This is a genomic window from Clostridium sp. 29_15 (assembly GCF_001916075.1).
In the GTDB taxonomy this organism is placed as follows: domain Bacteria; phylum Bacillota; class Clostridia; order Clostridiales; family Clostridiaceae; genus Clostridium; species Clostridium lentum.
Window position 1 is genome coordinate 18,072 of record NZ_MNRT01000030.1, and the last position, 13,832, is coordinate 31,903.

The window sequence follows — 13,832 nt, forward strand, 5'->3', positions numbered from 1 at the left end:
AATTTTTATCTTACTTCTATATATAGTACTAATATTTTATTATACCATATTATTCTATTTTTTATAAATATAACTTTCTTATTTTAATAACCTTTATTATTTTATTCTGGACAAAAAAACTCTTACCTGTATATTTAAATACAAACAAGAGTTTTAATATCTTATAACATTATTATATTTACAATTTCAGTAAAAACCTCACTTATTTATGGTACGGTTCATTCTTCATTATTCTAAATGCTCTATAAATTTGCTCTAAAAGCATCACTCTAAATAATTGATGTGGAAATGTCATTTTAGAGAAACAAATTTTATGATTAGCTCTTTTTATAACATTTTGAGATAGACCAAGGCTTCCTCCTATAACAAAGGCTATATTGGAGTTTCCCATTACACCTTGTGTTTCAATAAACTTAGAAAATTCTTCAGAAGTCATTTGTTTTGCATTTAAATCCATAGCCACCACAAACATGTTGTCTTTAATCTTAGAAAGGATTAATTCCCCTTCCTTATCTTTTATCTGAAGTTCTTCTTTTTCTGAAGCATTATCAGGTGTTTTTTCATCTGGTAGCTCTATTATATCAACCTTACAGTATCTTCCTAATCTTTTAGTATATTCATCAATAGCTAGCTTTAAATATTTCTCTTTAAGCTTTCCTACTGAAATTATTGTTATGTTCATCATTTTTCCTCCTTAATCTATACATTATTTAACTGTATAATCTACATTAATTATAGTAACTTTATCATCAATCTTATTTTTCTTTGGAACATGTACAGTAAGCAAATTATCCTTAAACACAGCTTTAATACTATATGGATCAACATTTCCTACATAAAAATCCTTTATTTCTTCATTTTCCGGCCCTATAATTGTTACTGAAAAATTTTGCCCATTAGAAAAAAACTGATTTCTTTTAACCTTTATGGTTACATAGTTATTATTGTAATCTACATCAATATCTGACTTCTTAACTCCTGGTAATCTTCCACTTATTATATATTCTTTTTCCCTTTCACTAAGATTTATATCTAAAGATGCCATATTTTCTATTTCATTTATCATATTATTAACAGTTTCATTATTTAAAACGCTATCAATAATACTATCTATAAAATCATTATTCATTAAGGTATTAAAAGTTGTCTGAAACACATATGGAAATATATTAAACATTTGTCTTTCTCCTGTCTTTGAAACTCTTATTATAATTTATTTAAAAGCCTCATTAAAGTTGACAGTAAAAGTAATGTATTTCTTATTCAATACATAAATTTCGATAAATATTAGCAAAAAGAGATTTGACATACATCAAATCTCTTTTATAATTTATATTACTTTCCACAGCATTTCTTATATTTCTTACCGCTTCCGCATGGACAAGCATCGTTTCTACCAACCTTGTTATCATTGATAACCATGTTTGTTGTCTTGTAAGCTTTTTGAATTTCTTTTCTCTTTTCTACTGAGAATATTCCATCCCATTGTGGTAATGTATAAAGGTAGTTAGCTTTAGCTTCTAACATATTAAAATATAATTTTTCTAAATTAACATCTAAAGTTAATTCTGTGTTTTCATCTAAAGTCTCTAAATCATATGAATTATTTAAGCTATCATTTATTCCATCAACAAATCCCATGATGAATTCCACTGAAGTTTCATATTTTTTAGCTAAATCAGCAATTGTAGTCTTTACAGCTTCTTTGTGGTTACCTAATAAATCTTTGTATATTGCTGTTTCAACCTTTGTATATTCAGCCCAAAAAGCTTTTTCTCCTTTAGTTTTTACATATTCTACAACCATTTCTGTCCATTGTGTATATAAACTCATAGTATTTTCTCCTCTTTATTTAATGTTGCTACTAAAATTATACTTTATGTAACATATTTTTTTCAATATTTTTATAACAATATTATTTCACTTGGATTATGTCTACTAGCCAATTGTAAGATGACATCATCCCCTGGCCTTATACCATTTGCAGAAAGTACATCTACAACTGTCTGATAAGCCAAATCAGGATGATTGTTTGTTCCGCTTAAATGCCCTAGCACTATCTGCTTCTTTTTATCATTTTTAAGTAAACTTACAATAGCACTGCCACAATCTTCATTGGATAAGTGGCCATTTTCCCCTAAAACCCTAAGCTTTAATTTATAAGGATAAGGTCCCATTCTAAGCATATTAACATCGTGATTACTTTCTAATAATATAATATCTGAATCAATTATGTTATCTCTTATTTCCTCAGTGAAAACACCAAAGTCCGTAACTACACTTGCGTTTTTTTCAGCAGAAGATACAGTATATCCTACTGGTGCTATTGCATCATGAGGTATATTAAAAGATTTTATTTCTAAATCATTGATTGTAATAGATGATCTTCTATCCATTATCCTTATATTATGTTCTTTTATCTTTCCTATGTTTTTTTCCATAACAGCCCATGTATTGTCATTAGCATATATAGGAATATCATACTTTCTTGATAAAACACCTACACCTTTTATATGATCAATATGTTCATGTGTTATAAAAATTCCATCTATACTACTTGATTCTTCTCCAATATGCTTTAAGGCATCATCTATCTTTTTGCCCGCTAAGCCAGCATCAATTAATACTTTAGCATTATCTGATGCTATAAATATACTGTTTCCACTACTTCCGCTATATAATGAGCAAAATTTCATCTTAATTCCCCCAGAATTATCTTACTACTCTTCTTATGTCTGCTCCTAAGCTTCTGAATTTTTCTTCAATATGAGGATATCCTCTATCTATATGCTCAATATCTACTATTTCTGTTTCTCCATTAGCTATTAGCCCAGCAATAACCATTGCAGCACCAGCTCTTAAGTCAGTAGCAATTACTTTGGCTCCTTCAAGATTTTCTACACCATCTATAATAGCTGTTCTTCCCTCAACCTTTATCATAGCACCCATCTTCTTTAATTCATCTGTATGCTTATGTCTGTTTTCCCATATACTTTCTGTAACTAAGCTTCTTCCTTTTGTTACACTTAATAATACTGACATAGGTTGTTGTACATCTGTAGGGAATCCTGGATATGGTGCAGTTTTTACATTAACACCTCTTAATTTATTATCTACCGTAACTCTTATACTATCATCATCTTCTTCCACAATAGCTCCCATTTCAATAAGCTTAGCACTAATTGATTCTAAATGTTTAGGAATTATATTAGTTATTGTAACATCACCTTTTGTTGCTGCAGCAGCAATCATAAATGTTCCTGCTTCAATTTGATCTGGAATAACACTATAATTGCATCCAACTAATTCATTAACACCTTTTATTCTTATTACATCTGTTCCTGCACCTTTAATATCTGCACCCATTGAGTTTAAGAAGTTAGCAACATCAACTACATGAGGCTCTTTTGCTACATTTTCTAAAACAGTTGTTCCTTCAGCCATTGTTGCTGCTATCATAACATTTATTGTTGCACCAACAGATACTACATCAAAGAAAATGTTTGCTGCCTTTAAGCTTTCTGCTTCCACTAAAACAGCACCATGCTCAATTGTAACTTTAGCTCCTAAAGCTTCAAAACCTTTTATGTGTTGATCAATAGGTCTTACTCCTATTGGACATCCTCCAGGCAATTCAACTTTAGCTTTTTTAAATCTTGCTAGTAAAGATCCAATGAAATAGTAAGAAGCTCTCATTCTTCTCACATCTTCCGTACACGCATTAACAGTATTAATATCTGTAGCATCAATTTCTAAAACATTTTTAGAAGTTTTTTTTACACTGCAGCCTAAATCCAATAAAATTCTTTCCAAGCAATGTACATCCTCTATATCTGGTATGTTATCTATAACACATTTACTTTTACTTGCTAATACAGCTGCAGGTAAAATAGCTACTGCTGCGTTTTTTGCTCCATTTATTTCGACAGATCCTCTTAAAGTTCCGCCTCCATTAATAATTAATGTTTCCATCCTATTCACCCTTACCTAAAATTATATATAATTAATTTATCCTTACTTCGTAAAATATATCCATATTTGCATCAAAAAGACAATTTTTTTCATTTTCATAAAATCAACTCTAACCATTATAACATAAAGTCTATCAGTGTTAACAGGTTTTTTTCTTCCAATATATTGTTTATTTAGCCAATGTAATAACCTTTTGATTTAAACTTATAGTAATTGGTAATATTATTGGTAATGTGATATAATTTATTACAAAGTTTGCATATAAAAATTAGCTTGTGAGGTCATATTTATGAAATATTATTTAGTAGCTTTGTTTGATGATGAATCATACAAAAACTTAAGTCCAATTCAAAAGAATCTTTCTAAGAGATATAAAGCCAATAGGAATTCTCCTATTCCTTATATTCCTCTAGAGGTATTAGAAAACCCTAACATTGATAAATTAAATCTTGTTATAGACAAAATTCTTAAACCATATAAATTTTTTAAAGTGGAATTATCTTCAAAAGTTAGTGTGTCTGATACTAGTAAAACTTTAAATTTACAAGTAAATGATATAGGATATATTAAAAAATTAAGTAGATTATTATCTGATAACCTTAAACTGCATGGATTTAATACTAAAAGTTTAAATGCAAATGAAAATATTCACCTAACTCTAGCTAATATGAACTACTTTAATAAAGAAGTTAAAAAAATTGATGGACCAACTGAATTAAAGTCTAATTTATCAACTCTAAAAGTTAATAGATTAGAACTTTGGAAGATTTCTAACAATAGAAGAGAAATTTTAATTCAAACATATCCATTAAAGCATTTCTAATAAATTTAAACTTCCGTGAAAAATATTCCATATATAGATATTATGAATCTATATTGGTCTATTTTTCATGGTATTTTTTTATTTTTTCGAAATTTTCAAAATTTTATTTTTTGTATTCGTTTACTAACCTTTTCAATCATCAAATGTTTTTGTAAAATATAGTTAGATTAATGATATTATTTTAATATAATCCTATAGGAGGATAAATTATGAACATTTTATCACTTGCAGAATATCAAAAAGATAAATCCGCTAAAAAAATAATAGATACCAGCTTATCTGACTACAAGCTTGCTGCCAGAAAACATTTAGAGTTACAAGTGAAGCTTAGTTTTCTAGCTCAAGAAACAAGCTGCTATAAATATTGGATTGATAATAAATCCCAATTAAATCATGATGTTATATTTGAAAAATATATTGATTTTCTAGCCCATGTCATTAATTTAGGGCTTTACAAGAACTATTTGAGTTCCTATGAATTAAATTTAAGACCTAGCGATTACTGCTTAAGTGATCAATTTTTAAATCTATTTATTGATATAAATGATTTGATTATATCCCCTTCAACGGACCATTTTAATACACTTTTAGAAGATGTATTAAGCTTAGGTGTCACTTTAGGATACGATGAAGAACAAATTAATAAAGCTTTCGAATAATATTGGGTATTTGCTTATTGCAAATGCCTTTTTTTAATCTTTAAAATACATTAAATATGAAATTATTTGGCACAATATCTTTGAGGTGATGTAATATGTTTGGTTTTATAAGTGCCATTATTTCTGGTATTGCCATGAGCATTCAAGGTGTATTTAACACTCGTGTAAGTGAAAGGATTGGTGATATGGAAACTAATGTAGTTGTTCATGGTTCTGCCTTAGTCATAGCTATTATCCTAGTACTATTTTGGGGTAAGGGTGACTTTAAATCCATTAAAGAAGTAAATAAACTTTATCTTCTTGGTGGAGTACTAGGAATTATAATTACACTTACAGTGATGCTTAGCATAAAATCATTGGGAACTACCATAGGAATAGGTACTATTTTAATAGCTCAGCTTGCTGCTGCTGGAATAATTAATGCCTTTGGCTTATTTGGTAGCGAAAAAATATCTTTTTCATTTTCGCAATTTTTAGGTTTAGGATTGATGATATTAGGTATTATTATTCTTAAATGGAAGCATTAGCTTTCTTATTTCGGGTATTCTTCTAATCTATTAACAAATTTAGTCATATTCTTATAATATAATACTAAGATTAATTACAGAGGTATTTTATGTTCTCTTTTAATAAGAAAATTGATCCTGATTTAAAAGCTATTATGGTTTTATATCCTAATAAGAATCATAGAATATTGATTAAATATGTCAAATTTCCAGATTTTATAATAAAAAAAGTTTTGTCTTATAAAGGTATTATCGTAAGAAAAATCGAAAGCTGTAATATTATATGTGTAAAATTGAATTCAAAATCAATAGAAAGATTATTAGAATATCCTGAAATTCAATATATATGTCTTGATCAATATTTATTTCTTTGTGGCATGAGCGTACTGTCAGCCAACAAAATAAGGCTCCACACAAATACTTCTTTAAGCGGCAAAAATATAGGAATTGGTGTAGTAGATACAGGTGTTTATCCTCATAAAGATTTAACTCTTCCTCAAAATCGAATTCATACTTTTGTTGATTTAATCAATTCCTTTACTAACCCTTATGATGACAATGGCCATGGTACTAGCATCTGCGGAATAATTGCAGGCAATGGTGAATCGTCAAATGGTATCTATAAAGGAATAGCTACTAACTCTGAACTTCATGTTTTCAAAGCATTTGATAAGCTTGGTAAAGGATTGGTATCTGATGTGTTATTTTCTATTGAAGAACTTATTCTTTTAAAGGATCAATATAATATACGTATCTTATGTCTTCCGTTTGAATTATTGACCTTTAATAATTTTATATATACTCTATTTGATAATATTTTTACTAAAGCTGTAAACTCATCAATTATTCCTGTTCTTCCTAGTGGCAGTAACAGAGATGAAGCTAGCACCATTACTGGTCCTGCATTAAGTCCACACTGCATAACTGTTGCTGGACTTGATACTTCTGGTGAAACAAAATCATATGCTTATTCTTCTTGTGGAGATGTAAAAAAAGATATCAAGCCTAATTTTTCTGCTGCTTGTGTAGATATTGTTTCTCTTAATAGTAATATATCTTTTGTTCCTGAAAAGAATAATATAAAAATGTATGCCCCTAAACTTGATTCCTCTTATAAGTCCTTTTCTGGCACCTCCCTTTCTGCTGCTTTTATTTCAGGTGTATGTGCACTTTTATATGAAAAAAAACCTGATTTAACTTTTGATGATGTAATCTCCATGTTAAAATTAAATGCCGATGTTATGGATATTGAAACCTATAAACAGGGCTATGGTAAAATAAACTTAACTAAACTTCTAAAGTAAAAGGGGATGTCGCACTAAAAATTTTATATACAATATATTGTATTATTTATTCTTAATGCGACATCCTCTTTTAGCTTTTACACTCTCTAATTTACGATAATACTGAAACTAAATTCATAATATATATTGAGTTGGATCCACAGGATTCCCCCCTACTCTTAGTTCAAAATGAAGGTGAGGCCCTGTACTATATCCAGTTGTACCAACAGTCCCTAATACTTCTTCTGTTCCTATATACTGTCCTTTTGAAACATATATCTCATTTAAATGAGCATAATATGTCTGCATATCATTTTCATGTTGGACTATTACCAAGTTGCCATATCCACCATTATTATAATCAGAAAATATTACTGTTCCCTCATAAGCACTATGTACTTCCTCACCTAAATTCTTAGCTAAATCAATTCCCTTATGATAACTACTAGTTCTTGCTTCGCCAAATATTGAAGTAAGAACTGCATCTTTAAGTGGATTATTTAAAAATCTAATTCCATCATAATAGGGATTTTTTACACCTTTTTTTACTACACTTGGTTTTGCTTCCTTAATCACTACTTCATTGATTATATCTTCTGAGATTTTATTAATGCCACTATAATGCTCTTTAGTATATATAACCTTCTTTCCACATCCCCCTTCTTCTAAAATACTTTCACCCATATATAATTCATCACTTTTTTCTTCCACTACTGCTGGTGCAATGATTTCTTCATGATTATTGATAACTTCCATTTCCATATTTAAAAGATTTTCATTTATTACCACTGCATCATATAAATTTTCAGCAATTTCTACACTGCTCTCTAACTTTGCTATACTTACTTTTTCAGGAATTGCTTTTAAATTATTATTTACGTATACCTTTAATACATTTTTACTATCAATACCTAATTCATTTATATAGCTTAAACAGACCTTTTGCAATATTTCATCACGCTCTTCTTTATTGCTAACATAACCAAAAACACTATCTGCTACTTGTATCTTATAACCATTAACTTCTATATTAAAACTATCAACTATTATAGCTGCTGATGAAGCCATACATTTTATAGTGCTTAAATCATCCAAAGCATTGTTATTGATGGTATTTCCACTTAACACTCCTACAACTGTATCATTTTCTAAAGAATATATATCTATATTTTTAATAATTATTTCTTTTGTTGCAAATACTAGAAAAATAGTACAAATTATAGCTATAGTATATTTGAGCACTGACTTTATATCATCTTTTTGTTTTGAGTCCATTACTACTCCTCCTTTGTAACTTTTCAGCACATCAATTAATTTTCCCATTTTAAAAGTTATTATTCATAATTAATATTACTAAGCTTAGTTGAGGCTTTTATTTAGCTTTGTTATAATTAATCTAGTTATTACACCAAGAAAGGTAGCGAAAAATTATGAGCACATTTATGCTAAAAAATAAACATATAAACTTTACTCCTGTAAGTAACATATTTATAGAGAAATATATGCCTAATGCCCGTGGTGAATTCGTCAAGGTATATCTACTACTTCTTAAATATAATGTTGCAGGCGAAATGGGAGTTAGTTCATCTATTATAGGTGCAAATCTTAACATATTAGAATCTGATGTCATAAATGCTATTAATTATTGGAATGATGAAGGTGTAATTGAATTAGTTCCTATAGATAAAATGGGAAATTTTAATATAGAGTTTGTAGATTTATCGAAAGAAGATAATACTCAAAATAAAGAAGTCAATTTACTAGAAGCCCTTAACAATAATTCAAGAAAAGATATGTTAACAGATATTGAAAGGCTTTTAGGACGTCCTCTATCCCCTATTGAAATGACCAACTATTTAAGCTGGGAAGAAGATTATAATTTATCTACAGAATTGACTCTTCTTTTATTAGAATATTATATTCAACGTGGTAAAACCGATTATAGATATTTAAATAAAATAGCTCAATCGTGGCATGAAATGAAAATTACAACGCTAGAACAAGCTCAGCATTATATCACTATGAATGAAGATAAATGGGTGAAAATACGCCATATATTAAAATACCTAGGAATTACTAATACTGAAATCATGAAGCCACAAGAAGAAATGCTAGAAAAATGGATTATGAAATTTAACTTTCCTATTCCAGTAATAGAAGAAGCTTGTAATAGATGCTTCAAAAGATTAAATAGAGCTGAATTTAAATATATAGATGGAATTTTATCTAACTGGAACAAAAATAATTTAAAAACTCTTGAAGCAATTGCTGAAAAAGAAAATAAACTAGCACCTTCATCTATAAATAAAAGTAATTATACAAGTAATAATAGTAAGAGGATGAATAACTCTAATATTAATGTAACGGCTGCTAAAGCTCATGATACTTTAGAACAAGAATTATTAGGATGGTATGATAATGATTAAAGGATATCAACAAAAAATAACTGAACTATACGAAAAAATACAAGAAGATGAAAAGAAAGCCTTAAGAAATAGAAAAGAAGAAATCAAGCTTACAGTTCCAAAAGTTATGGAACTAGATAATGAAATCCAAAAGCTTTCTATCTCTTTACCAATGTCAATTTTACGTGGCATTCCTGAGGAAGAGCTTAATACTGTCCGTGAAAATATTACTACCCTTAGGGAAAAAAAATATGAACTACTTACAGCTAATGGCTATCCTATGGACTATTTAACATTGCATTATCAATGCACTAAATGTAAAGATACAGGATTTATTGGCAATAAGAAATGTAGTTGCTATAAATCAAAATTAGTTAAATTATATTATCAAACTTCAGAACTTGAAAATTCTCTACATAATTGTAATTTTAAAAACTTTAATATTAATTTATTTTCTTCTACTTATGATAACAACCATAAATACACCCAAAAAAAGAACATGGAAATGATTTATGAATTTATTATTGGTGGGTATCTTCCTAACTTTGAAAAAAGTAATACTAATTTATTATTTTATGGTGAGTCAGGTACAGGTAAAACCTTCTTATCATGGTGTATTGCTAAAGAATTATTAGATAAAGGATATTTAGTAATCTACAAGACTTCTGATGAATTGATTAAAGATTTAAGATCTATTGCTTTAGAAAATAATTCTACACTATTAGATCTTCTTATTAATTGTGATTTGCTTATCATTGATGATTTAGGAGCTGAACAAGTTACCGATTTTACCACTAATGAATTATTTAATTTAATAAATAAAAAGCTTTTAAATAATAAAAAGATGCTGATTTCTACAAATTTAAATTTATTAGAAATATCAAATATTTATACTACTAGACTATATTCTAGATTGCTTGGTAATTTTAAATTATTTAAATTTTACGGAGATGATGTGAGAATAAAGCTGAATATATCTAAAAAACGACTTTAATTAAATGTAAAAAAAGTAAGAGTTTATTATAACTCTTACTTTTTTTCTGTATAATTTAAGTGTTTACTATATAAAATTTAGCAAAATAAAAAACTCTAGAAAAACTAGAGTTCTTTGGAGCTGGCAATAGGAATCGAACCTACAACCTGCTGATTACAAGTCAGCTGCTCTACCGTTGAGCCATGCCAGCATGAATGCTATATAAATTTTAAAAGTGGCGACTCAGAAGGGGCTCGAACCCTCGACCTCTGGCGTGACAGGCCAGCACTCTAACCAACTGAGCTACTGAGCCGCATTTATGGTGGAAACAACAGAGGCAGATGCTCTCCCAGCTGAGCTATGCTTCCATAAACAAATTTAAAATGGTGACCCCTAGGGGAATCGAACCCCTGTTACCACCGTGAAAGGGTGGTGTCTTAACCGCTTGACCAAGGGGCCTTAGGCTTTTGTTCTCTAATTTGTTTTCATATGTTCACTTTTAAAATTAAATTGGCGACTCAGAAGGGGCTCGAACCCTCGACCTCTGGCGTGACAGGCCAGCACTCTAACCAACTGAGCTACTGAGCCGCATTTATGGTGGAAACAACAGTGCTTCCAAAAATTTAAAAATGGTGACCCCTAGGGGAATCGAACCCCTGTTACCACCGTGAAAGGGTGGTGTCTTGACCGCTTGACCAAGGGGCCATAATATGGAGCTGGCAATAGGAATCGAACCTACAACCTGCTGATTACAAGTCAGCTGCTCTACCGTTGAGCCATGCCAGCATATTATAACCAAGAAACTATTCTATTTTCATTTTAAATTTAAATGGCGACTCAGAAGGGGCTCGAACCCTCGACCTCTGGCGTGACAGGCCAGCACTCTAACCAACTGAGCTACTGAGCCGCATTATGGTGGAAACAACAGGGATCGAACCTGTGACCCTCTGCTTGTAAGCTATGCTTCCAAAAATTTAAAAATGGTGACCCCTAGGGGAATCGAACCCCTGTTACCACCGTGAAAGGGTGGTGTCTTGACCGCTTGACCAAGGGGCCTAGGTTTTTCATTTCTCTGTCCTTCAGGGTTATTTCCCCGAGCACATTAACTATAATACTTGAAATCCGAAAAAGTGTCAACACTTTTTCTTCATTTTTTTTATTTTTTTTACATCCCCTCATAAAGCCCCTCTTACTCCAGCATTTTTACTAGGTTTTCAGTGTCTTTCATCTTCTCAATAGCCATACCATATCTTGATAAAATTCTTTCTTTTTCCTTAATTTCTTCTTGAATTTTATTAATTTCAAACTTACATATTTCAAAAAACTCTTTTTCTTCAATTATTTCAATAGATATATTAAATCCACTTTTTTTAAAATTTTGACCGGAAGTAATAAGCTTTACTGGTATCTTATAATTAATAACAGCCAATATTTCTTTTTCCCAAACTCCTCTCTTGTTTACTTCATATTTATCTTTAAGTAAATTCAAATTCTCAAAAATAATATCAAGTTCAGCTTCTATACTTTCCAATAACGCCTTATATAGAGCTATAGATATTCCTCTATTAAGCTTTATTTTTAGAAAATCACTATACTTTATTAAGAATTCATCTATTTCTGTCTGTTTAATATATTCTACATCTTTTTTATCAAATACTTTCAGTCCAATATCACTGGGATAGTTAACTACTACTTGATCATAATTCATCCTGCGAACCTTAAATTCTCTTTCAAATTCCTCTAAATCTTTATTAATTATTTTTGCTAACAATAATATCACCTCTTACCTAGTATTCCATAGTTTAATTACTTATATTACTGTGATAAAATCTAAATAAAATTAACTTTGAATAATGAAAACTGATATTATTCTTTAAGGAGTGTTTATTTTGATTCATCATGAATTATTAATTGTTGGCGGTGGTGCAGCTGGCTTAATGGCTGCTGTAACCGCAAAAGATTTTGGTATAGATGTTGCCATACTAGAAGCTACTGATAGAATTGGTAAAAAAATATTAGCTACAGGAAATGGTCGCTGTAATATTTCTAATATCTCTATTACAGAACCCTTTATTAATTATCATAGCAATAATGATAATTTTTATTATGAAACTTTAAAAAGTTTTTCTGTGAAAGATACTTTAGATTTCTTCCTAGCTTTAGGTCTTCCTATTGTAGAATTACAAAGTAGCAAACTTTATCCACAATCTCTTCAAGCATCTTCAGTTGTGGATATTTTTAGATTAGCTTTAGAGGACAGAAATATTCCAATTTATACAGAATGTAAAGTAAAAGATATCCACAGAGGAAAAGTTTTTAAGTTATCCACAAATAATGAATCATTAAAATTATTCACATGTGATAAACTACTTTTAACTTGTGGAGGAAAAACTGCACCTAAAACTGGATCTGATGGAACTGGATATTATTTATCAGAAAAATTAGGACATAGTATAATTCCTCAACTTCCTGGAATCGTTCAGTTAAAACTAGATTATCCTCATCTTAAATCATTGTCTGGTGTAAAATTTGATGGCTATGCATCTTTACTTATTGATGGTAATGAAGAGCGTAAATATTTTGGTGAAATATTATTCACAGATTACGGAATATCAGGTCCACCAATACTACAACTTTCCGGCTTTGCATCACAAGCTTTAGCCAAAGGTAAAAAAACAGAAATAGTTGTAGATATGCTACCAAAATATACTGTTGAATCCTTAGAAGATTTTATTGAATGCCATTTTGCTGTGCTTTCTTATAGACCTATAATTGATGCTTTAATTGGTGTAATTAATAAAAAACTTATACCTACAGTATTAAAAGAAAGTAAGATTGAAAATTTACATATGCCTTGCTATGAACTTAATTGGAAAGAAAAAAAGTCTCTCATAAATACTTTAAAAGAATGGAAATTTACTTGTATAGGAACTAATGACTTTAATCAAGCACAAGTGACCATTGGTGGTATAGATACTACTGAAGTAAATCCTTCAACTTTAGAATCAAAACTTATCCCTGGTCTTTATTTTGCCGGAGAACTTTTAGACGTTCATGGTGACTGTGGTGGATTCAATCTTCAATGGGCATGGAGCTCAGGACACAGAGCTGCTGAATGCATAGCCAAAACGTAGATTAGTTAACCAGTGAATGTCGCTACGCTAATCCACTTAATTAAATCGCCATAAATGGCTTAATTAACGAAGTGACT

14 protein-coding genes and 8 tRNA genes are annotated in these 13,832 nt (G+C 29.7%); 7 read left to right on the forward strand and 15 right to left on the reverse strand.

The genetic code is table 11. The annotated features are described in order from the left end of the window. Positions 1–202: 202 nt before the first annotated feature. The 5 genes from rlmH to BHW04_RS06330 all read right to left on the reverse strand — a co-directional run bounded on the left by rlmH (position 203) and on the right by BHW04_RS06330 (position 3,972). Positions 203–682 carry a 23S rRNA (pseudouridine(1915)-N(3))-methyltransferase RlmH gene (rlmH, locus tag BHW04_RS06310; protein ID WP_022211461.1) on the reverse strand — a complete coding sequence of 160 codons (480 nt, stop codon included), beginning with the start codon at positions 680–682 and terminating at the stop codon, positions 203–205. A 24-nt stretch (positions 683–706) separates the two neighbouring features. Continuing rightward, on the reverse strand, positions 707–1,177 hold the full coding sequence (locus tag BHW04_RS06315) for an Hsp20 family protein (RefSeq protein WP_302699222.1): 471 nt from the start codon (positions 1,175–1,177) through the stop codon (positions 707–709). Positions 1,178–1,335: 158 nt separating this feature from the next. After that, the gene (locus tag BHW04_RS06320) at positions 1,336–1,833 is read right to left on the reverse strand and encodes an SEC-C metal-binding domain-containing protein (protein WP_302699223.1); all 498 of its coding nucleotides are present in this window, start codon (positions 1,831–1,833) and stop codon (positions 1,336–1,338) included. A 71-nt stretch (positions 1,834–1,904) separates the two neighbouring features. Continuing rightward, on the reverse strand, positions 1,905–2,696 hold the full coding sequence (locus BHW04_RS06325) for an MBL fold metallo-hydrolase (protein WP_302699224.1): 792 nt from the start codon (positions 2,694–2,696) through the stop codon (positions 1,905–1,907). Between the two features lie 16 nt (positions 2,697–2,712). Further along, the gene (locus tag BHW04_RS06330) at positions 2,713–3,972 is read right to left on the reverse strand and encodes a UDP-N-acetylglucosamine 1-carboxyvinyltransferase (RefSeq protein ID WP_022211457.1); all 1,260 of its coding nucleotides are present in this window, start codon (positions 3,970–3,972) and stop codon (positions 2,713–2,715) included. A 289-nt stretch (positions 3,973–4,261) separates the two neighbouring features. Here BHW04_RS06330 and BHW04_RS06335 point away from each other — a divergent pair, with 289 nt between their 5' ends. The 4 genes from BHW04_RS06335 (at position 4,262) to BHW04_RS06350 (ending at position 7,264) form a co-directional block, all read left to right on the forward strand. After that, on the forward strand, positions 4,262–4,795 hold the full coding sequence (locus BHW04_RS06335) for a hypothetical protein (protein WP_302699225.1): 534 nt from the start codon (positions 4,262–4,264) through the stop codon (positions 4,793–4,795). Between the two features lie 209 nt (positions 4,796–5,004). After that, positions 5,005–5,454 carry a dUTP diphosphatase gene (locus BHW04_RS06340; protein ID WP_186835616.1) on the forward strand — a complete coding sequence of 150 codons (450 nt, stop codon included), beginning with the start codon at positions 5,005–5,007 and terminating at the stop codon, positions 5,452–5,454. Positions 5,455–5,549: 95 nt separating this feature from the next. Then, positions 5,550–5,981, forward strand: coding sequence for a DMT family transporter (locus BHW04_RS06345; protein WP_186835617.1), 432 nt, complete (start codon positions 5,550–5,552; stop codon positions 5,979–5,981). Positions 5,982–6,070: 89 nt separating this feature from the next. Continuing rightward, complete coding sequence (locus BHW04_RS06350) at positions 6,071–7,264, forward strand: S8 family serine peptidase (RefSeq protein WP_302633576.1); 1,194 nt, start codon at positions 6,071–6,073, stop codon at positions 7,262–7,264. Between the two features lie 114 nt (positions 7,265–7,378). Here the strand turns inward: BHW04_RS06350 and BHW04_RS06355 are convergent, their stop codons facing one another. Then, complete coding sequence (locus BHW04_RS06355; protein WP_186835618.1) at positions 7,379–8,518, reverse strand: peptidoglycan DD-metalloendopeptidase family protein; 1,140 nt, start codon at positions 8,516–8,518, stop codon at positions 7,379–7,381. A gap of 155 nt (positions 8,519–8,673) precedes the next feature. On the opposite strand from BHW04_RS06355, the gene BHW04_RS06360 reads away from it, so the two are divergent. Further along, positions 8,674–9,669 (forward strand): DnaD domain protein, encoded by a 996-nt coding sequence (locus BHW04_RS06360; RefSeq protein ID WP_302631617.1) that lies wholly within the window; start codon positions 8,674–8,676, stop codon positions 9,667–9,669. Next, complete coding sequence (locus BHW04_RS06365) at positions 9,662–10,642, forward strand: ATP-binding protein (RefSeq protein ID WP_302699226.1); 981 nt, start codon at positions 9,662–9,664, stop codon at positions 10,640–10,642. The genes BHW04_RS06360 and BHW04_RS06365 overlap by 8 nt, the downstream gene beginning before the upstream one ends. Positions 10,643–10,757: 115 nt before the next feature. Here the strand turns inward: BHW04_RS06365 and BHW04_RS06370 are convergent. From BHW04_RS06370 to BHW04_RS06410, 9 genes are all read right to left on the reverse strand, one after another. Beyond that, positions 10,758–10,832: transfer RNA gene (locus BHW04_RS06370), tRNA-Thr, on the reverse strand. 25 nt (positions 10,833–10,857) lie between these two features. After that, positions 10,858–10,934, reverse strand: a tRNA-Asp gene (locus BHW04_RS06375). Between the two features lie 71 nt (positions 10,935–11,005). Beyond that, positions 11,006–11,080, reverse strand: a tRNA-Glu gene (locus tag BHW04_RS06380). A gap of 52 nt (positions 11,081–11,132) precedes the next feature. Next, a tRNA-Asp gene (locus BHW04_RS06385) sits at positions 11,133–11,209 on the reverse strand. Between the two features lie 42 nt (positions 11,210–11,251). Next, a tRNA-Glu gene (locus BHW04_RS06390) sits at positions 11,252–11,326 on the reverse strand. 6 nt (positions 11,327–11,332) lie between these two features. Next, positions 11,333–11,407 (reverse strand) — tRNA-Thr (locus BHW04_RS06395). 44 nt (positions 11,408–11,451) lie between these two features. Then, positions 11,452–11,528: transfer RNA gene (locus BHW04_RS06400), tRNA-Asp, on the reverse strand. Between the two features lie 74 nt (positions 11,529–11,602). Further along, a tRNA-Glu gene (locus tag BHW04_RS06405) sits at positions 11,603–11,677 on the reverse strand. A 133-nt stretch (positions 11,678–11,810) separates the two neighbouring features. Further along, on the reverse strand, positions 11,811–12,392 hold the full coding sequence (locus BHW04_RS06410; protein ID WP_186835620.1) for a hypothetical protein: 582 nt from the start codon (positions 12,390–12,392) through the stop codon (positions 11,811–11,813). Positions 12,393–12,510: 118 nt separating this feature from the next. Between BHW04_RS06410 and BHW04_RS06415 the strand changes: the two genes are divergently transcribed. Continuing rightward, positions 12,511–13,755, forward strand: coding sequence for an NAD(P)/FAD-dependent oxidoreductase (locus tag BHW04_RS06415; protein WP_302699227.1), 1,245 nt, complete (start codon positions 12,511–12,513; stop codon positions 13,753–13,755). Positions 13,756–13,832: the final 77 nt, after the last annotated feature.